General features: G+C 64.6%; 17 protein-coding genes. 5 read left to right on the forward strand and 12 right to left on the reverse strand.

Annotation, left to right across the window (positions count from 1 at the left end):
* Positions 1 to 54: 54 nt before the first annotated feature.
* From GGC64_RS25195 to GGC64_RS25220, 6 genes are read right to left on the reverse strand one after another with little or no spacing between them, the layout of a single operon-like run.
* Positions 55 to 1,452 carry a serine hydrolase domain-containing protein gene (locus GGC64_RS25195; protein ID WP_370582319.1) on the reverse strand — a complete coding sequence of 466 codons (1,398 nt, stop codon included), beginning with the start codon at positions 1,450 to 1,452 and terminating at the stop codon, positions 55 to 57.
* A 26-nt stretch (positions 1,453 to 1,478) separates the two neighbouring features.
* Positions 1,479 to 2,819 (reverse strand): MFS transporter, encoded by a 1,341-nt coding sequence (locus GGC64_RS25200; protein WP_192725323.1) that lies wholly within the window; start codon positions 2,817 to 2,819, stop codon positions 1,479 to 1,481.
* 48 nt (positions 2,820 to 2,867) lie between these two features.
* Entirely contained in the window at positions 2,868 to 5,513 is a 2,646-nt protein-coding gene (locus GGC64_RS25205) for an adenylate/guanylate cyclase domain-containing protein (RefSeq protein ID WP_370582322.1), read from the reverse strand.
* 48 nt (positions 5,514 to 5,561) lie between these two features.
* The gene (locus tag GGC64_RS25210) at positions 5,562 to 6,764 is read right to left on the reverse strand and encodes a cytochrome P450 (RefSeq protein WP_370582323.1); all 1,203 of its coding nucleotides are present in this window, start codon (positions 6,762 to 6,764) and stop codon (positions 5,562 to 5,564) included.
* Positions 6,761 to 8,482, reverse strand: a complete 1,722-nt coding sequence (locus tag GGC64_RS25215) for an amidohydrolase family protein (protein ID WP_192725325.1) — start codon at positions 8,480 to 8,482, stop codon at positions 6,761 to 6,763. Before GGC64_RS25215 ends, GGC64_RS25210 begins: the two co-directional genes overlap by 4 nt.
* Positions 8,467 to 9,663, reverse strand: coding sequence for an amidohydrolase family protein (locus GGC64_RS25220; protein ID WP_192725326.1), 1,197 nt, complete (start codon positions 9,661 to 9,663; stop codon positions 8,467 to 8,469). Before GGC64_RS25220 ends, GGC64_RS25215 begins: the two co-directional genes overlap by 16 nt.
* A gap of 216 nt (positions 9,664 to 9,879) precedes the next feature.
* Here GGC64_RS25220 and GGC64_RS25225 point away from each other — a divergent pair, with 216 nt between their 5' ends.
* Positions 9,880 to 10,362 carry a hypothetical protein gene (locus GGC64_RS25225; protein WP_192725327.1) on the forward strand — a complete coding sequence of 161 codons (483 nt, stop codon included), beginning with the start codon at positions 9,880 to 9,882 and terminating at the stop codon, positions 10,360 to 10,362.
* Between the two features lie 127 nt (positions 10,363 to 10,489).
* Here GGC64_RS25225 and GGC64_RS25230 read toward each other — a convergent pair whose 3' ends face one another.
* Positions 10,490 to 11,428 (reverse strand): hypothetical protein, encoded by a 939-nt coding sequence (locus GGC64_RS25230; protein WP_192725328.1) that lies wholly within the window; start codon positions 11,426 to 11,428, stop codon positions 10,490 to 10,492.
* A 186-nt stretch (positions 11,429 to 11,614) separates the two neighbouring features.
* On the opposite strand from GGC64_RS25230, the gene GGC64_RS25235 reads away from it, so the two are divergent.
* The gene (locus tag GGC64_RS25235) at positions 11,615 to 12,979 is read left to right on the forward strand and encodes an FAD-dependent oxidoreductase (RefSeq protein WP_192725329.1); all 1,365 of its coding nucleotides are present in this window, start codon (positions 11,615 to 11,617) and stop codon (positions 12,977 to 12,979) included.
* A 3-nt stretch (positions 12,980 to 12,982) separates the two neighbouring features.
* On the opposite strand, the gene GGC64_RS25240 is transcribed toward GGC64_RS25235, so the two are convergent.
* Entirely contained in the window at positions 12,983 to 14,194 is a 1,212-nt protein-coding gene (locus GGC64_RS25240) for a septum formation family protein (RefSeq protein ID WP_192725330.1), read from the reverse strand.
* A gap of 276 nt (positions 14,195 to 14,470) precedes the next feature.
* Here GGC64_RS25240 and GGC64_RS25245 point away from each other — a divergent pair, with 276 nt between their 5' ends.
* Positions 14,471 to 15,883, forward strand: coding sequence for a DUF4185 domain-containing protein (locus tag GGC64_RS25245; RefSeq protein ID WP_192725331.1), 1,413 nt, complete (start codon positions 14,471 to 14,473; stop codon positions 15,881 to 15,883).
* Here the strand turns inward: GGC64_RS25245 and GGC64_RS25250 are convergent, their stop codons facing one another.
* On the reverse strand, positions 15,884 to 16,114 hold the full coding sequence (locus GGC64_RS25250) for a hypothetical protein (protein WP_192725332.1): 231 nt from the start codon (positions 16,112 to 16,114) through the stop codon (positions 15,884 to 15,886).
* A gap of 134 nt (positions 16,115 to 16,248) precedes the next feature.
* On the opposite strand from GGC64_RS25250, the gene GGC64_RS25255 reads away from it, so the two are divergent.
* Entirely contained in the window at positions 16,249 to 17,013 is a 765-nt protein-coding gene (locus tag GGC64_RS25255) for a hypothetical protein (RefSeq protein WP_192725333.1), read from the forward strand.
* 88 nt (positions 17,014 to 17,101) lie between these two features.
* On the opposite strand, the gene GGC64_RS25260 is transcribed toward GGC64_RS25255, so the two are convergent.
* Positions 17,102 to 17,704: a rhomboid-like protein gene (locus tag GGC64_RS25260; RefSeq protein ID WP_192725334.1), complete on the reverse strand. Its 603-nt coding sequence runs from the start codon at positions 17,702 to 17,704 to the stop codon at positions 17,102 to 17,104.
* Between the two features lie 154 nt (positions 17,705 to 17,858).
* Here GGC64_RS25260 and GGC64_RS25265 point away from each other — a divergent pair, with 154 nt between their 5' ends.
* Positions 17,859 to 18,062 carry a cold-shock protein gene (locus GGC64_RS25265; protein WP_192725335.1) on the forward strand — a complete coding sequence of 68 codons (204 nt, stop codon included), beginning with the start codon at positions 17,859 to 17,861 and terminating at the stop codon, positions 18,060 to 18,062.
* A gap of 59 nt (positions 18,063 to 18,121) precedes the next feature.
* Here the strand turns inward: GGC64_RS25265 and GGC64_RS25270 are convergent, their stop codons facing one another.
* Positions 18,122 to 18,628, reverse strand: a complete 507-nt coding sequence (locus GGC64_RS25270) for a DUF5994 family protein (RefSeq protein WP_370582325.1) — start codon at positions 18,626 to 18,628, stop codon at positions 18,122 to 18,124.
* A gap of 5 nt (positions 18,629 to 18,633) precedes the next feature.
* Entirely contained in the window at positions 18,634 to 18,774 is a 141-nt protein-coding gene (locus GGC64_RS25275; RefSeq protein ID WP_192725337.1) for a hypothetical protein, read from the reverse strand.
* Positions 18,775 to 19,004: the final 230 nt, after the last annotated feature.

Here is a 19,004-nt window from a genome sequence, read left to right on the forward strand (position 1 = left end):
GTCGCAAAAGCATGTCGCTCCCGGACACCCGAGGGGTTCGCAGGCATGCAATCGTCAGGTGCCGTACAGATGCAGCGCCTTGGCCGTCGCCGTCGCCACTTCGCCGCGCAGATTCTGGATCGGTGCGCTGCCGCGCACCTGAATCGAGTTCGAGAGCAGCACGACGTAGGTGTCCGAGCCCGGATCCAGCCACACCGTGGTTCCCGTGAAGCCGGTGTGCCCGAAGCTACCGATCGGGAAGATCAGGCCCCGCGGCGCGGAAAGGCGGGTGTCGATATCCCAGCCGAAGCCGCGCAGATTCTGTCCTGCGATCGCCGGATAGTTCGGCGCGAGTAGCGGATTGACCTTGTTCGGCTTTGTTGTGATGGCTTCTCGGGTTGCGGCGTTCGCCTTGTCGATTTGTTGTGCTGTGTGTCCAGGCTGCTGCGGAGTCGTCATCAACTCCAAAGTTGCTTGCTGGAGTGGGAATTCGCTGGGCCGGCCCGCCAGCCGGTCAAGCAGGGCCTGCGCGTAGATGCCGATATCCTGCGCCGTCGAGAACAGACCGGCATGCCCGGCCACACCACCCATGCGCCGCGCCGTCGTGTCATGCACCCTGCCGCGCAGCAGATTGCCGAAGTCGGGGTTCTTACTCGGGTCGCCTGCGTTTTCCTCGTCACGCGCTGTCGGTGCGATCCGCGGCAACAGACTGCTATCGGGCAAGTAACCCGTGTCTGCCATGCCAAGCGGTGCGAACACGTTCTGCTCTACGTAGACGTCTTCGGTTTCGCCAGTCAGGCTTTCGACCAACGCGCCAAGCAGAATGAAGTTGATGTCGGAGTAACGGAAGCCTTCTCCCGGAGCCGATTCCAGCGGCGTGGTGAGCGCACGACGAATGCCCTCGGCTTTGTCGGGGCGGTCGAGCCCCCACGGATCCTTGAGGTCGACGTCGCCTGTTTCACCCGAAAAGTGCGTCAGCAACATCCGGACGGTCACCTTTGCGCGCTGCGGATCGTTGGCCGGATTGAAGCCGGGCAGATACTGCTGCACGGGATCGTCGAAGGCCACCTTGCCTTGTTCGTAGAGCTGCATGATGGCGGTCGCGGTGGCAAGGGGTTTCGTCAGCGACGCCATGTCGAAGATCGTGTCCTCGGTCATCGGCTCTGCGGGCGCGGGCGATGCGTCCAGGCCCGGCTCGCCTGCGAGCTTGCGGTCCCCGTAAGCCTGCTGGAAGACGACCGTGCCACCGTGGCCGACGAGCAGCACTGCGCCCGGAAGCTCATGCGCCGCGATCGCGTCGTTGATCAGCTTCGAGACCGGTGCGAAGTCATATGTGGGTGCGGGGTTAGGCGGCGGGACCGGGGCGGGAGCCTGCGCGGCCGGGGGAGCCGCTGTAGGCGGGGGCTTTGCGCTTTCGCTGACCGGTGCCTGCACTGCCGCCCCGCTTGAACACCCCGTCGCGAGTGCAAGCACGACGGCGCCAACAGCAATGGCCTTGGTCAGCGGAACGCCGCTCCCTGCTCGCGGTCGAGGTACGTCTCAGACTTGTTCTTCAGGAAGAAGACGTAGACGACAAGTGAGACCGCGATGCAGACCGTCACGTAGCCGATGAACAACGGCACCTGATCGCGCGCCTTGAGCGCCTGGTAGATCAGCGGGGCGGTGCCGCCGAAGATCGAGTTCGCCAGCGCGTAGCCGACCCCGACACCGAGCGCCCGAACGTGGGCGGGGAACAGCTCGGATTTCACCAGCGCGTTGATCGACGTGTATCCGGTCAGGATCACGTACCCGACGGCTACCAGCAGGAAAGACATTATCGGGGAACGAGTTTCGGGCAGATAGGTGATCAGCACATAGGTGTAGATCAGCCCGCCGAAACCGAACCACAGCAACAGCGGTTTGCGGCCGACCTTGTCGCTGATGATTCCGCCGACGGGCTGCAGCAGCATCAAGAAGATGAGGCCGATCAGGTTGATCCAGGTCGCGGTCATCGCCTGCGATTTGTAGGCCGTCTTGACGATGGTGGGTGCGTTGACGCTGTAGGTGTAGAACGCGACGGTGCCGCCCATCGTGATCAGGAAGCACAGCAGCAGCGGCCGCCAGTAGCGCGTCAACAGTTCTCGCATCGAGCCGGCACCAGGGTCCTTGCCCTCCCTGACGGCTGCGAGGGTTTCCTCGCTGAGCGACTCGTCCATCGTGCGACGCAGCCAGAACACCACGACCGCGGCCACGCCGCCGATGGCGAACCCGATCCGCCAGCCGAACTCGTGAACCTGCTTGTCGTCGAAGGCGGTCAACACGATGAGCAACGTGAACTGAGCGAGCACGTGACCGCCAACCAGCGTCACGTACTGGAACGAGGAGAAGAAGCCGCGGCGCTCCCGCGTCGCCGCCTCCGACATGTACGTCGCCGACGTGCCGTACTCGCCGCCCGTGGCGAACCCCTGGAGCAACCGGGCGAGGATCAGGATGATCGGCGCCGCGATGCCGATGCTCGAGCGCGCGGGTACCAGCGCGACCACCATCGAACAGGCGGCCATCAGCGACACGCTGACCGTGAGGGCGGCCCGGCGACCGCGGCGGTCTGCAAACCGCCCGAAGAACCACGACCCGATGGGCCGCATCACGAACGTGATCGCGAAGATCGCGTAGATGTAAACCGTCGAGTTCTCGTCGGTCTCGGCGAAGAACTGCTTCTCGAAATACGAGGCGAACACGGTGTAGACGTAAACGTCGTACCACTCGACGAGGTTGCCCAACGATCCGCGGATCGTGTTCCAGATCGCCCGGCGGGTCGCGGCGGCCGACGGCGGCGGCACTTGTGCAGTCGATGCGGTCATGTCTGTCGATTCAAGCATTGACCGGCGCTACCACGTCGCATAAGTCGGCTAGTTGTTGCAGAGAAGTGTCCGGGCTTGGTCGGCCTGATCGTATGCATACGTCGCCATCGCCGAAAGCGTCATCGCCGCGCCCACGGCGGCGAGCGATTCGTACGCGTCGTCGCCGAGAACGCCGCGCAGGTGCATGACGGCGTCGTCGATCTCGGGAACGGCAAACGAGATCAAGGGGTCGACGGTGAAGCCGGAAATCGTCGCGGCCGGTTCGTAGTGCCCCAATCGGTCCAATACCGCTGCCAGACAGGCCAACGGCATCCGAATCTGTGCGGTGTTGCCCGAGTCGTAATAGTGGCGAATGCCCAGGGTGACGTAGTCGAGCGCCGCGATCGGATCACCATGTTCGACCTCGAGCCGACCAAGACTCATCGCGGCGAACGACTCGTTGGCACGAACACCGTTGTCGTGCGCGATCGCCCTACTGCGGCGCAGCGCGTCCAATGCGACGAGCGGCGCCACGTCGCGATGCGCGAAGCCATAAGCCAGCAGGGTGAACGTGATCGCGTGCGGATTGTGGGTCGCCTCGCCGACCTCGATCAGGCCGTTCGCGGCTGCCAACGCCTCGTCGGCCACACTGGCGATCATCTGGCACAGCACGAACGCGGCGCGAAGAAGTCCGCGCACGTCATGCCCGGCTGCGAGGCGGGGCCGACACCAGTTCGCCCAGCCCTCGCCGTCCCGCGTCAACAGATACAACCGACCGAGTAGACACTCGAAACCGAACAGCACCTCAGCGCCGCGGGTCATCTCAGCCATCGCCGCATCTCGGTATCGAACCGCGTCAGCGATCCGGCCTTTCAGGCCGCACATGGACGACAACACGTACAGCGTCGCCAGCCGCGGATGATCGCTGGCTAGGGCAGCATCCAGAAGTTCTTCCGTCCATGTGATCGGCTCGAGGTTCTCGACGATGTAGCCGAGGATGCCCGCATAGGTCGCAATGGCGGCGGCGTCGTCGAGGTTACGATCGGCCGCCCACCGAAACGCCACGCGCAGATTGGCCAATTCGGTGCCGAACCAGGCGTAGGCGTCGCGCTGCTGCGGGCTGTCCCACAACATCATGATCTCCGACTCCCGCTCGGCGAAGTGGTGTGCGTGTGCGTCTCGAACCTTGTCAGCCGCACCGCTTTTCACCAGTTGCTCGCCTGCGAAATGACGAATGGTCTCGAGCATCGAGTACCTCGTGTGCCCCGCTGTCTGGTTCACGACGACCAGCGACTTCCGCGCCAACGCATCGAGCAGATCCAGCACGAGGTACTCGTCGGCGAATCCACCTATCGCACAGGCACTTTGCAGATCGAACCCGCCCGCAAACACCGAACACCGTTCCAACAGCGCCTTTTCGGCATCCCGCAGCAGATCGTAGGACCAGTGCACGGCATGGCGCAGACTTTGATGATGCGGAACGTCACGACGTGAGCCGACCAGCAGATGGAACCGGTGATCCAGCCGATCACGCACCTCGTTGGCGGTCATCGACGCCATCCGTGAGGCAGCGAGTTCGATGGCCAACGGAAGGCCGTCGAGGTGGCGGCAGACGTCTATCACCGCATCGGGTTCGGTCAATGCGAACTGCGGCCACACGCTGCGGGCGCGTTCGACGAAGAGTGCCACGGCTTCGGAGTCGATGCCGTCACCGACTTCCAGCGAGTACACCGGCCACAGTTGCTCATCGCCCAGACCCAATCGCTCGCGACTGGTCGCCAACACCTTCACGGTTTCCGATTGGTCGAGGATGGCTTCGATCAGGTCGGCAGCGGCGTCCAGGACGTGTTCGCAATTGTCGAACACCAGTAGACGGGTTCTGCCGTGCTGTGCCACGGCAATCGAATCCTGCAGGCTCTTGCCCGGCTGCTGCGTGATATTCAGCACCGCGGCGACCGCATCAGGAACCGCCGAAGCATCGTTCACCGCGGCAAGTTCGAAAAGCCATACACCGTCGGCGAATTCGTTTACCAACGCAGCGGCGGTCTCGGTGGCCAGCCGGGTCTTACCAACCCCGCCAGGACCGGTCAGCGTCACCAACCGGTGTCCGCGCACGGCGCTCTTCAGTTCGACGAGATCCAGCTCCCGTCCGACGAAGCTGGTAACCCCTGGCCGCAGATTCCCTGGCGTCGCGTCGAGCACCTTTATCGGCGGGAACTCCGAGCGCAAACCCGGTGCTTGAAGCTGAAATATTCTGACGGCTGTCGGCACGTCACGCAGCCGCCGCAGCCCGAGGTCGAGCAGGTCCAACCCGCTCAGTTGGTTGGCAGTCGAGTCGGCCAGCAGAATCTGACCACCGTGGCCGGCCGACATCACCCGCGCGGCCCGATTCAGTACGACACCGAAGTAGTCCCCGTCGCGAAGCTCGGCCGCCCCGGTCGCCAGGCCCATCCGTACCGGCAACTGCAGCGCTCGCTGCGCCGCGACGGCTGCGTCCACGGCCGACTTCGGTGAGGCAAACGCGGCGACCACGCCATCGCCCGTACGGCTGAACAGGAAACCGTCGTGCGCGTCAATGGCGTGGCTCACGACGTCGTCGTGTGCGGACAATGCGGCCCGCATGCCTTCGGCATCGGCTTCCCACCGACGAGTCGAGCCCTCGATGTCGGTGAACAAGAACGTGACGACCCCAGACGGCGGTCCCCCCGCGGCCACGGCCACAGGATGTCACAGCTAACCAGCTTGCATCTCGAACATCGCCAATTACGCGGCCGTGAATACCACTGGCAACGCCGCGGGCGAGCGGAATGCCACGCCGTTGATCACCGGCTTGGGCGCCGTCGGGTCGAGATGTAGGCCCGGCAGCCGGTCGAGCAAAGCGTTGATCGCCACCGTCGTCTCCATCCGCGCCAGCGGCATGCCCAGGCAGACGTGCGGGCCCGCGCCAAACGTCAGGTGCGCGAGAATCTTTCGCGTCGGATCGAACCGGTCAGGATCCGGATAGTGCGCCGGGTCGCGGTTGGCCGCCGCCACGCTGACACTGACGTTCGTCCCCCTGGTGATCTTGATGCCGCCCAGCTCACAGTCCTTCTTGGCCACGCGCACCACCGTGCTGATCGGCGGTTCCCACCGCAGCGCCTCCTCGATCGCACCCCGCAGCAGCGTGCGGTCGTCCCGCACCGCCTGCAGCTCCGCCGGCTCCGTCAGCATCGCCACCAACAGATTCCCCGACGCCCGATACGTCGTCTCCACTCCCGCAGGCAAGATCAACAACAGGAATGCGAAGATCTCCTCGTCGGACAGTCGCTCGCCATCGATCTCCGACTCGGCCAGCGTGCTGATCAGGTCGTCCTGCGGATCCTTTCGCCGTTGCGCCAAGATTTCCCCGAAGTACTCCTTGAGCGTCGCCGACGCCGCCATTCCGACATCCCAGTTGTAGACCACACTCAACAGCTCGATCGACAACTGCTGAAACCGCACATAGTCCTCCCGCGGCAGGCCCATCAACCGTGCAATCACCTGCACCGGAAACGCAAACGTGAACTCCCGCACCAGATCTGCGTGCCCTCGCGGTGCGAACCGGTCGATCAGCTCGTGCACCACCACCTCGACCAGTTCGGCGCGCCACCGCTCCAACAGCTTCGCCCGAAACAGCGGCGACACCAGCGCTCGGCTGGCCCGGTGCTCGTCGCCCTCCTGCTCCAGCAGCGTCTTGCCCATCACCGGGCCCATGATGTTCTGGTAGATCGACGACGAGAACCGCTCAGAATCCGTCAGCACCGCCTGACACTCGTCGTAGCCGAGCACCGTGACGCCTGCCATGTCGAGGTTCTGCGCCGGCGTCTCGACGATCGGGTTGCCGACCATCACGCGATGCTTTTCCCGTGCCACCCTTAACTTCTCGTGCACATTCTCGACCGCCATCAGCAGCCCGTCCTGCAGCTTGGCGGGGTCGAACTCCGTCACGACGCAGTCACCGTCTCCGTGTCACGGCCTGATCGCAGAACTGTGCCCGGCAGCGCGCCGGTTGCGACGCCGTCGCGGCAGACCTCTGTACCGGCGACCCAGACCGATGTGATGCCTTTGGCATCGGCGACCAAACGCGGTGCGCCGGCAGGCAAGTCGTAGCGCGTGAGCTCCGGCCCATGGTCGACGATCGCGGGGTCGAACATCACCAGGTCCGCATGCCACCCTTCGGCGATGCGGCCGCGGTCCTTCAGCCCGTACAGTCGCGCCGGCACATCGGTGATCAGCCTGACGGCTTCCTCCAACGTGACCACCTGGTGCTCCCGCACGCCATGGCCGAGCAACGACGTCGTGTAGATCGCGCCGCACATCATGTCGAGATGCGCGCCTGCATCCGAACCGCCGATCACCGCGTCCCTATTGCGCCACACCTGCGCGCGCGCCTTCCAGTCCGCTTCATCGTCACCGAAGGGCCGCGGCGACAAGCCTGTCCGCAGTTCGTCTGCGATCACGATGTCCAGCAGCACATCGAACGGTTCTCCCCCGCGCGCCGCCGCGACTTCACCGACCGTGCGGCCCGTCGCGTCGTCGTTCTGGGCCGCGAACGTCTCGACGATGATCAGGCGTTCCCAATTGGCAAGGCCGCGAAGGATTCCCGCCTCTTCGGAGTGGGCACCCTCGTCGAGGCGCCTGCGCACCTGGGGATCGGCGAGGGCCTTGAGTCGCTCCGGCACCGGCAGATGCATCGTCTCGCGCCAGCCCGGCAGCCCGTCCAGCACGAAGCCGGTCAAGAACGACAGCCGGATCTTCGACGAATGCGGCAGCGTCAGCGCGACGATGCGGCCGCCACGCTCGGCGGCGACTTTCGATGCGCGCAACTGCTTTTCGTGGCCTTCGGGGTTGGCGGCCGAGACGCCGAGCACGTTCCAGTTCAGCGGCCGGTCGGCGGCCCGCGACATATCGGTCAGCAGCGCGATGTCGTCGTCGGTGAAGCCGGACAGGCAGCCGGGGATGATCGCCTCCATCTGTGTGCCCGAATGTTGACGCAGGACGGCCGCCAACGCCACCAACTCGTCGCGGGACGCGCTGCGCGACGGCACCGGTTGCCCCGACCCGTCGTTGTGGGTGTTCGACTGCGACGTCGACAACCCCAGCGCACCGTCCGACAGCGCAGCACCGAGCAGCGTGGCCATCTTTTCGATCTGCGCCCGAGACGCCTCACCACCGACCGCGTCGTCACCCATCGCGGCCAGCCGAATCGCCGAGTGGCCCACCAGGAATCCGGCGTTGACGGCCGTGCGTCCGTCGAGCCGGGCCAGCCAGTCGCCGAACGACGACCACTGCCAGTCCAGCCCGGCGCGCAGCGCTTCCAACGGCATGCCCTCGACGCGGGCCAGCATCCGAGTGAGGTAATCCTGTTGTTCGGGCCCGGCGGGAGCCAGCGTGAAGCCGCAGTTGCCGCCGAACACCGTCGTGACGCCATGTTGCACCGACGGGCTCGCGGTCGGATCCCAGAACAGCTGGGCGTCGTAGTGCGTGTGCAGGTCGACAAACCCAGGTGTGAGCGTCTGACCCTGCGCATCAACGGTTTTCGATGCCTGCTCGTCGACGTCACCGACCGCGACAATCCGGCCGTCGCGCACACCCACATCACCGTGCCGGGCGGGCGCGCCGGTGCCGTCGACGATCGAGGCGTCTTTGATCAGGAGGTCGAGCATGCCAGCCATCCTTCGTCGGGCAGTGGGTGGCGGAACAACTCGGCGGCGTTGCGGTGGGTGATGCGGGCCGCGTCGTCGGCTGACAGGTTCGCGACATTGCGCGCGACGACGTGCTGGGTGTCGGGCCACGTCGAGTCGGCATGCGGGTAGTCGCTCTCGATGAGGATGCGTTCGGCGCCGATTGCGTCAAGCGTGCCGAACGCCGTCGGGTCGTCGATCGAGCAGAACCAGAAGTTGCGCCGCAGCACTTCGCTGGGCAGCAGGTCGCTTTTCCACGCGCCGCCCTCGGCGCCCGACGCGGAGTGGGCAAGCACGAAGTCGGCGCGGTCGGCGAGCATCGCCACCCAGCCGAGGCCGCCCTCGTCGAGCGTGATGTTCAGCTTCGGGAAGCGCACCGGGATGCCTGACCACAGCCAATCTGCCGTCGCGACAAGGGCATTCACGGGGAACAGTGTGGTGATGGTCTCGAACGGGGTGTCGGGCGCGGGAATCGGTGCCCACTGCGCGGAGCCGGTGTGCAGGCAGATGACGGTGTCGGTTTCCTCGCACGCGGCCAAGAACGGATCCCATGCGCCGGTGTGCAGGCTGGGTAGGCCGCACTGCGCGGGTAGCTCGGGAAAGCTGACGGCCTTGAAGCCGCGTTCGGCGTTGCGCCGCAGCTCCTCGGCGGCCAAGAGCGGGTCGGCCAGCCAGGGCAGCTGCAGTGGGATGATCCGGTCGGGGTAGGAGCCGGCCCACACCTCGTGGTGCCAGTCGTTCCACGCACGCAATACGGCGAGGCCGAGTTCGGGGTCGTCGCTCTTCCAGAACACCGTTCCCGCGAAGCCGGCGATCAGCGACGGGAAGTTCAACGATGCCCAGATGCCGGCCAGGTCCATGTCGGCGATCCTCGCGTCGATATCCCAACAGCCGGGGCGCATTTCGTCGAACCGGGCGGCCTCCATGCTCCACTCTTCTTTAGGCCGACCGATCACAGCGTTCAGACCGATGTTCGGATAGGTGCGGCCTTCGTAATTCCAGACCTGAGTGCCGTCGTCGGACTCGACGATCTTGGGCGCCCAGTCGGCCAGCGCCTTCGGCAAGCGGCCTTCGAACATGTCGGGTGGCTCGATGACGTGGTCGTCGACCGAGATGAGGATGTGCTGTCGCTCCCGGGGCGTCGGGTCAGGCAGCAGCGCCATATGACGACTATGGTCGCTTTGCCGATCCTGTCGATGCTATTTGTGCAAAAACAGCGTAATTCCCGGCGGCTCGCTGAGACCTGGCTGTGAGGACGCCAAACATCTCGTGGCAATTTCGTTATCGAGGTTTATCTCATTCGTCACTTTGGCAACACTGGTATCAGTGCGGCACAGCCGGCACGTCCCGTCAACGAAAGAGTGGAATGGAAGACCTGCATGAACACAGTTCTGTACTTCAGCCCCAGCGGCGTCGCTTATGAGACCCAGGCCTACACCACCGCCGATATCGCCGAGCTTGTCAGCGACTATGGCCTGGAAAGCCTGACGAGCACCGACCGGCGATTCGACTTCTGGTTCACGAAGTCAACGCAGCGGTGCCAACGCCGAGCCAACCGTGCCGCGACCCGACTGTTGTTGGCTACCACCAACTTCACTGCGAAAACGGTTCCGCTGCTGCGAGGGTGCGTGGTTATCGCGACCCACGACTCGGACGGTGATCTCGACGGCCTGAGCTGGGAGCAGCTGGACCTCTTGGCGCAGCGAAACCGCGCGCTGACGAAACGCGAAGAACGAGTGCTCGACCGGCGGATCGCGCAGGACTTGCGCCGGCAACGGCGCCTACGCCGCGGGGTTGACGTCGGGAGCGTCGGCCACGACGTCGATCTTGTCCGCGGCCGCGGGAACGCAGAACGCACATAGCTTTGGGCTCAGCGTGGGGTAGCCGCACGCCGGACAGATCGCCAACGATCCGCCCTCGATAGAGATAGTGCTCGCCACCCCAGTCCCCTTCCGCCCGGTGGAGGGTATATACCCCGGCTGGCGGACTTCAACCGACCCGTGGCGCATCCCAGTCCACGACAAATCGGTGTGACGGGTCGGCCGGGTCGACGGCGCAGGTCAACGGCAGGCCTACGGCGAGACCTGGCACATGGGCAACGGGCACCGGCTGGACGGCCCGGCCCGTGATCGGGGCCAGATTCGGGAAATGCAGCTCGACCTCGAGCATGTAGTGCGGAGCGTCGATGAGTTCCGGCCGACTCGGCGTCCTACCGAGGCTGCGCGGCGTGGTGCCGGTGGGCGCGAAAGACTTCAACGCTGCCTGCACACGCTGGCCCGTCGCGAGTAGCGCGGCCGCCGAAAGCACCTGGCCCGCACCGCCGGTCTGCCTGTACGCCTCGGCCTGCTGTCCGACGTTGCCCTGAAAGGCGCCTTCCACTGCCGCCTTGATCTGGTCGGCCAGGTCGCCCGGTGGTGGCGAACCCGTCCATCCCGTTTGCGGCGACCAACTCGACTGGTTGAACGTCACTTTCGGAGGCGCGTTGAAAACCGTTCGTGCCGGGCCCGATCCGACTTGCGGCGGGATGGGTTGACTCAGATCGATGCGGACGTTCTGTGGATTGGAATCTTCGACCTGCACCGGCACGGTCTTCCCCGGCACCACGGCGATGCCGAGCACGTAAGGCTCGAAATTCTGCCGAATGGTCACCTCATACGGTTCACGGCCGAGGACCTCGACCCTGAGTCCGATCCTGCACGCGGAGCGCTGATTCGGCGGGCTCCCGACGGCCCAGCCAATCTTTCGCACCGACAACACCTGTGCCGTTCCAGGTGTCGACGGACCGCGCACCTTCGTCTCCCTGGTCCTGATAACCACGTACACGATCAGCGCGGCAACGCAGATCGGCACGCCGAACGTCAGCCCGTTTGACAACAGTGCATCGACGGCACTGCTCGACGACCCGAAAGCGAGGTTGGCCAGCACCATTGGCGCACGTTAGCAAGGCGCCCAGCGTTGCCAGCGATCGTTTGCAATATCTTCAGCCGATTCCCAGTTCCGGCCAACACCATTATTGACATGAACGCTAATTACGGGTAGGCCTATTAGCTGGCAAACACATTGCTCCCGGGCCGCCCGGGCGGCCAGGCTCGTCATCCAGCGAAGGGTAACGCCATGGCTGATGTGGACTATTGCGTAGTGGGCGCGGGATTCGCCGGATTGACCGCGGCATTGCGCCTGAAACAGGCGGGCCACTCGGTGGCGTTGCTGGAGGCGCGCGATCGCGTCGGCGGTCGCACCTTCACCGAAACCCGCGACGATGGGCTGTGGATCGATCGCGGCGGCGCGTGGATCGGACCGGGCCAGGACGCCATCTACGCGCTGATGAACGAGTTCCACATTCCCAGCTACAAGCAGTATGTCGACGGCGACGCCATGATGTACGTCGACGGCAAGAAGTACCGATACAAGGGCACCATTCCGCTTTCGATGAGCCCCTGGGCAGTCGCCAACATCGGCACGGTCTTCCTCGAGCTCACCCAGATGTGCAAGTCGATTCCGGTCGAAGCACCGTGGGAAGCACCCAAGGCAGCGAAGTGGGATCGGCTCAGTTGGGGGGCTTGGCTGGACAGGAATACCCTGTCGAAGCCCGCCCATCAGCTGCTCGATTCTTCCGTCGCTGGCCTGTATACCTCTGCGGCGTCAGAGGTTTCGCTGCTGTTCGTCCTTTACCAGATGGCGTCGGCCGGCGGGCCGAGCTTCGTGCTCGGCGTCAAGGACGCGGCCGAGGACGCCAGGCCCGTCGGCGGCATGGGTGCCATCCACCGGGCCATCGCCGCCGAACTCGGCGATGCCATCCACCTGTCGCAGCCGGTGCGCAGCATCGTCCAAGACGCCGACATGGTCACGGTCCGCTCCGACGACATGGTGGTGCGCGCACGCCGCGCGGTCGTGGCCGTACCGATTGCGATCGCAAGCCAGATCCATTACGAGCCAATGCTTCCGATGGACAGGTCGTTCCTGCATCAGCGGATGCCGCTCGGCGCGGTCTTCAAGATCGCCTTGGTTTACGACGAGCCGTTCTGGCGAGCCGACGGCCTGTCGGGTCAGTCTTTCGCGCCTGGTTCGATGGCCAACCTCACGATCGACTCCTGCACCGGCGCCGGTCGACCCGGCGTGCTGACGGTCATCACGGAAGGACCCGTCGCGCGCCAGATGACGAAGCTTCCCGACGACGAGCGCAGGAAGGCCGTACTCGCCGCGGTCACCGAACGTTTCGGCGACAAAGCACAGTCACCGGCCGACTACGTCGAGCAGAACTGGAGCACCGAGCGCTACTCCGGCGGCGGGATGATCTCCCACACTCCACCCGGGGTACTCACTGAGTTCGGCCCCGCCCTGCGTGAGCCTTGTGGGCGCATCCACTGGGCCGGCACCGAAACGTCGGCAGTCATGTATGGATTCATCGACGGAGCCGTCCGCTCCGGTGAGCGCGCCGCGGCCGAGGTGATGGAACGTGAAGCGATGACGGTGGCCTGAGCCCTATCCGACCGGAAGTTCTTGCGCCGGAGGCGATTCGGATTCCGGTCGCGGCGCTGGCGGCCCGATCGTAATCGGGACCGGCCCCGGCAGCCCTGGGCCTTCCATATGCTCTACCGGCCCCAGTCCCTCCGCGCCGTCGATATGAGGGACGGGCTGCGCGACATCAGTGGAATCGTCCGTAGTCTCGTCGGATTGGTCGGGTTCGTCGGTTTGGCTGTTCACGCGCACCGGCACCTCTTCGGTCGGTGACGGTTCGACGGGTTCAGTTGTCGGGACGGCGACTTCGATGGTCGGCCACTGCACCGGGTTCGGCAGCGGTCCAGCGGGTTGCCCATCGATGCGCACGCCGTTTTTCGCGCTACGCAGTAATCTCGCCCACCCTCCGTCAGGGGTCGGTGAGCCGAGGAGGCACGCGACCCGGCGGCTTCCCGCCGCCCAGCCCGCCGCGTCGATCGGCTGATAGCGAATGGACAGGCCCGTGGCGTCCAGCGTCACCGGCGAGAGATACGCCGCCGTCGCCACGCCACAGGCATCCCGCACCACGGCATCCTGAGCCGCCGTCGACGGCGCCGCTTGACCGAATACGGTGGAAAGGTCTGCGGTGCCAGTGATTTCGAGCGCGTGCGGCAAACCGCAGTCCACCGCGATGTCGGTCGTCTTGCCCTCCCGGATGCCCAGGCACGTGCCGGTCGCCCAAACGCGAGACTGATCCTGGCTCTCTACCTTGCCCTTGAATCCGAACGAAGCGATGCCGTCGCTTGGCAACTGCAGACCGCACACCAGCCGGCCGCCGGTCTGCACAGCGCCCACGACGAATCGCCCGCCCGGATCATAGTGCGTCCCAAGGTAATAGCCGACCGCTCGCGCGCAGGTCTGTTGACCGTCGGCTCCGGCAGGGGGTATCGGTTCGGAATCAGCGACCTCGAACAGGTGCTCCCCGCCGCAGTCGACCTTCGTCGCACGCTCTGGTTCGCCCGGCGGCCAGGTGAGGCAGTCGCCGCGACGCGCGTCGGCGGTCGGTGCGTGGGCATTCGAGCGATGCGTCATCTGCCAGACGACCGCAACCGATGCGGCGACGACAGCAACGGCCACAGCGACGAAGAACAACCTCATCGACCACAGCGGAAAGCGCACCCGTCGTGGCCGGGGGCGCGCATGCGAATGGTGCACCGGCAGCTTGTCGGTGGACACCTCGTCGGACCTGTGCTTCACCGACACGCAATGATGGGACCACAGCTAATGTTCTGCTGCAATGGCAAGCAAAGCACTTTCACCAAATAGTTAGCGGAAAGCGCACAGATAGCAACAGCTGACCAGATTGCTGTGCGATAACGGGCCGGGCCACGAATTACATCGATGTATAGCGACACGGTCACGGATCCATACCCATCTGTGCATCACTAGGCACATAAGCCTCATCAATCACTAACGTCACAGCAGTCGACTTCTGACGTCAAAGCGACGTCATGTCCCCTTGAAAGGTGTGTCATGTCGCCGCGTCTGCGAATCGCCTCTGCATCGGTGGCGTCGGCGGCTGCAATCAGCTTGTGCGCCGCCATCGGCGTCACACCGCTCGCCGGGGCCGAACCGTGCACCGATGCCGCCGCGGCGGCCCAACCTGACGTTCCCGCGGCCCCGGCCATGCCGGTGACCGGCGGCCTGCCACGGGGACACCGGCCTCCCAATGTGAATACGAGCGCGCCGTTACCGCGGCTGGGCCAGGTGTCGCGAGCCCTTCTCAACGCGTTCACTCCCCAAGCCGGGCAGGTCCAGAAGCAGGCGGGCGTTGCGCCTGCGCCCACACCACCGAACGCTGCCAATCAGCAGACTCCGGCCACTGCGCAGCCTGTCCCCGAAGCGGCCCCCGCCCCGCCGCCCGCACCGCCGACCGCCGACCCGCCTGGCACCTCACTCGTCGGTTGGGTGACCGGGCCCAACAGCCCGAACAACACGCTGTCACGTTTCGCCATCTCGGGTACCGACCTTGGGATCATGTGGGACAACGGTTCTCGCGAAGTCCTGATGGCGTTCGGCGACACCTCTGGCTACTGCAGCGCGCCCGGTCACCAATGGCGATACAACGTGCTGATGCGCAGCCAGGACGGCGCCCTGTCGAACACCGTCAGCGTGGCCAACTCGCCGATGTGGGCCCGCGGCATCTCCAAACAGATCATCAACACCACCAAGTGGGCGCCCGACGAGACTGGAATCATCCCGACCGCCGGCATCTCGGTCGGCGGAAAGCAGTACCTCAACTACATGTCCATCAAGAGCTGGGATGCCAACGGCGCCTGGACAACCAACTATTCGGCTATCGCTGTGTCACCCGACAACGGCGACCGCTGGGGCGTCTACCCGGGATCTGTCCGCACGCCACGACCCGACGCCATCCCGGGCGCGCGGCACGTCGACGGAAATCAGAACTTCCAGCAGGGGGCATTCCTCAAACCCGGCCCCGGCGACCCGTACATCTATTCGTTCGGAACGCCGGCAGGCCGCGGCGGTTCGGCATACATCGCGCGCGTCGCCCCGGAGAACATACCGGACGTCACCAAGTACGAATACTGGAACTCAGACCAAAACGCTTGGGTCCCAGGCAATCCCGGCGCGGCAACGGTGGTCATCCCCGGGCCGGTTGGCGAGATGTCAGCCCAATTCAACACATACCTGCATCAGTATCTGGCGATGTACTGCAACGGCGCGAACGACGTCGTGTTCCGGACTGCGCCTGCACCACAAGGCCCGTGGAGCCCGGAGCAGATGGTGGTGCCGTCGATGCAGTTCCCCGGCGGGATCTACGCCCCGTTCCTGCACCCCTGGTCGACGGGCAAAACGTTGTACTACAACCTGTCTGAATGGAATGACTACAACGTCATGTTGATGAAAACGGTTCTGCCGTAGTCAGAGCGACTCGATCATCTTGGTCGCGGTGGCCAAGTCGACGCCACTCTCCTCCTTGTACGCCTTGATCGCGGCTATCTTGTTGCCGGACGCGAGCAGTTGCCGCACGCGGTCGGAGACTTGGGTGAGCGTCTGCAGATCTGGGATCGGGATCCCTGTCTTCTCGTAGAGGTGCCGAACCAGCTGCTCGAGCACACCGAGCCGTTCGTAAACGTCGCGTGAGGATGTCATCGCGTCAGTGTCTCAGCTGGACTCGCTCGCGCGAAAATCGCGCGACTCGACCGCTTGCTAGCTAACATCGCGAAGGCGGTATCAACCATTGGGGGGCAGTACCGATGAACCACGGGCCATTTGGACTGTCGCCGATGGCGTTCGGCGTCGGGGTCATGGTCGTTTGGCTGGGCGGCGGCGTGCTGGTGAGCGTTCTGATGAGCCGCCGCAAATCGTACAGACGCATGCTTACGGCCACGGCGGCAAGCTACACGGCGCAACAGCAGCCGGGAGCGCACCCTTGGGCAGATCTCATGGGAGTGTGGCACTTCAAGTCGGCGGCCAGGTTGGTCGGCGTTATCTGTGGTGTCGTCCTGGGTTTCGGAGCGATCAGCATTCCGATTTCCATGCTCACTCAACCGGCTCTCTTTGAGAGCGGAGACCGGTCAGAGGCGATTCTGTCCGCCCTAGTGTCGGGGGGCGTCGGGCTGTCGTTGGTCACTTACTCCCTTTGGCGTCCGACACGCGCGGCCCAGCGGTGCACTGTCGATCGCAACCTCTTCATCACCTTGGGCCGTGGCGGTCGCGAGATCCCCTTGGACTTCCGCCACTATCGCTACGCCCGGATGCATGTCAGCCAGTCCCGATTCGGCTTTACGCGTCCGAGCATGCTGGTTTTCGATCGCGATTCGCTGCCCGGCATGGGCACGCTTTTGAGCAGCATGCTGCTACCGCGGTTCGACGAGGGGCGAATCGTGCTGTTTCTGATGAGCTGGACGACGGCCGCGGGTGCGCGCATCGCGTACAACCGGGTCGACGATTTCTTCATCGACACGTGCAGACGCGCCGGGTACGAGCCGCACTTCAGAAGGACGTGGTTCACGTTTGGCCGCCCCGGTTGGGATGTTCGGGCAGGGTAAGCGCTCCGAACGATATGTCGCCTGCGGGCTGTCATCAAATGATGACAGCCGCGAAAAGAGAGGTGTGGTGAGCAGCAGCGAGTTCATCTCATAGGCGCAGGCCGCTCGGATACGGCGTCTCCTCACGGTCCGGTGCGATCGGGATGGCCGCAAGTCCCACGAGGAACGCCGTGAGATGCCCAGCCTCGCTGAACGTCGGCCGTACCGCGAAGTTGGCGAGAAGCACCGTCACGGTGGCCACCTGGCATCGAGCTCGCCACGGCGGCGGTACGTAGCCGGAAAGCGTGCCCGCTGTGCCGAATACGAAATAGCTGACTCCGACGTCGCGTGCGGCGACCAAACGCCAGGGCGCCTTGCCTATCCGGATCATGAGCCGCAGATAACCCTGGCCGACATACGTACCGATCACATGCGCCGCGACACCGATGAAAAGCCAACGCCACCAACGCAATCGGCGCTCAGCGGGGCCGACTATGCCGACGAATACCGGAACATACGGCCACCACTTACGATCGTCGAGCCAAAACAAGCTGGTCGCGAGGACGCGATACGGCTCAGTGCGCAGGCGACGCAGGTTGGTCGAATTCGTGCGTTGTATTCGACGCGATCCCCACCGCCCGGCCGACCGCTGAATCCGGGTAGTGACGAACAACACCAGCAGCCACGCGAAGGTGAGGGGCGCACGCCTCATAGCGCCAACTTAGCCAACGCAGGGATACCCGGGCCTTGATGCGCCGCGAGCGCACCCCCTACTCGACGCAACAGGGTCTGAGAATTCGCCCAGCACTGCTACGGTGATGCGCGGATGTTTTTGGTACATCCGCATTGAATGAAAGAGTAAGTAAATGGCACAGGGAACTGTGAAGTGGTTCAACGGCGACAAGGGCTTCGGCTTCATTACGCCTGACGACGGCGCGAAGGATGTCTTCGTGCACTTCTCCGAGATCCAGGGCAGCGGCTTCCGCAGCCTCGAGGAGAACCAGCGCGTCCAATTCGAGGTCGAGCAGGGAGCCAAGGGCCCCCAGGCGGTACGAGTCTCCGCCATCTGAGTAACCCAGACCTGACGATGGGCTGGTGCGGATAGCTCCGTACCAGCCCATTGGCGTTTCTAGAGCAGCGCGGCAGGGTCCTCGGTCGTTGCCGTGTCACGCATCCGACCGGTCCACGATGCGCTCTCGAGTTGAGCGGCGCGCAGCACGCAATCAGCGATCTCGAACAATTGAGTGTCGCGTTCCGCGCCCGAGAACGACTTCGCCGCCGCGCATCGCATGACCATCACGCCGAGCGCCTGCGACGTCATGTGCGGCACGACAAGCAGATTTGCACAACCATGCTGCCCCTCGACCACCATCAGGCGCTGCCGCCCCGGGTGGCCACCCTGCATCGATCGGCCGCCGGCAATGGTCTCGTACAGCTCACGCGGTCCCTGCGTGGCCGACCAGTTGATGCAGATGTCGATGATTTCGCCGAGCGTCGTGTGCAGGGCCCCGATGAGCTGCGGAAGTTCATCCGCAACAGACGCGGTGTAGGGCCACCACGCGCCGTCGATGTCTGCGCCCAACTGTCGCGCGAGTGCGAGCCTGACGGGACGGGCCAAGCGCCGCGCCCCCGTCATGCCGTTCATGAGGTCGGCGGCGTATCAGCAGTCGAGTCTTTTCGGGGGCGGTCGGAGAACACAGGAGCCTGCACCGGCTCCGAAGACTCGCGGTTCGGCACCGCTTCGGGCTGATAGGGATGTGAGAACAAGTCGGACGATTCCATGGCGCGGTCCTTAACCATGTCGGTTCAGCCCGGGGGTAGATCGTCGGGCGAAAGTGGTCGATTCGCAGGCTGATCGTCTTCACGTATAGGTGCACTGTTGGCAAGGCAAATACGAAACGGCCTATCTCCAATCTACACCCGGGGACCTCGGCCGCCACATCGCATTCACAATCGGCGCGTCAGAAAAGCGGCGAGCCGGATGATCCCGAACTTCCCGCCGGAACTGGCGC

It is taken from the genome of Mycobacterium sp. OAS707, from assembly GCF_014873705.1.
GTDB lineage: Bacteria > Actinomycetota > Actinomycetes > Mycobacteriales > Mycobacteriaceae > Mycobacterium.

Coding starts and splice junctions, on each gene's coding strand:
- GGC64_RS25200 (WP_192725323.1), bottom strand. CDS start 2,819: ATGACCGCATCGACTGCACAAGTGCCGCCGCCGTCGGCCGCCGCGACC.
- GGC64_RS25215 (WP_192725325.1), bottom strand. CDS start 8,482: ATGCTCGACCTCCTGATCAAAGACGCCTCGATCGTCGACGGCACCGGC.
- GGC64_RS25220 (WP_192725326.1), bottom strand. CDS start 9,663: ATGGCGCTGCTGCCTGACCCGACGCCCCGGGAGCGACAGCACATCCTC.
- GGC64_RS25225 (WP_192725327.1), top strand. CDS start 9,880: ATGAACACAGTTCTGTACTTCAGCCCCAGCGGCGTCGCTTATGAGACC.
- GGC64_RS25230 (WP_192725328.1), bottom strand. CDS start 11,428: ATGGTGCTGGCCAACCTCGCTTTCGGGTCGTCGAGCAGTGCCGTCGAT.
- GGC64_RS25235 (WP_192725329.1), top strand. CDS start 11,615: ATGGCTGATGTGGACTATTGCGTAGTGGGCGCGGGATTCGCCGGATTG.
- GGC64_RS25245 (WP_192725331.1), top strand. CDS start 14,471: ATGTCGCCGCGTCTGCGAATCGCCTCTGCATCGGTGGCGTCGGCGGCT.
- GGC64_RS25250 (WP_192725332.1), bottom strand. CDS start 16,114: ATGACATCCTCACGCGACGTTTACGAACGGCTCGGTGTGCTCGAGCAG.
- GGC64_RS25255 (WP_192725333.1), top strand. CDS start 16,249: ATGGCGTTCGGCGTCGGGGTCATGGTCGTTTGGCTGGGCGGCGGCGTG.
- GGC64_RS25260 (WP_192725334.1), bottom strand. CDS start 17,704: ATGAGGCGTGCGCCCCTCACCTTCGCGTGGCTGCTGGTGTTGTTCGTC.
- GGC64_RS25265 (WP_192725335.1), top strand. CDS start 17,859: ATGGCACAGGGAACTGTGAAGTGGTTCAACGGCGACAAGGGCTTCGGC.
- GGC64_RS25270 (WP_370582325.1), bottom strand. CDS start 18,628: ATGACGGGGGCGCGGCGCTTGGCCCGTCCCGTCAGGCTCGCACTCGCG.
- GGC64_RS25275 (WP_192725337.1), bottom strand. CDS start 18,774: ATGGAATCGTCCGACTTGTTCTCACATCCCTATCAGCCCGAAGCGGTG.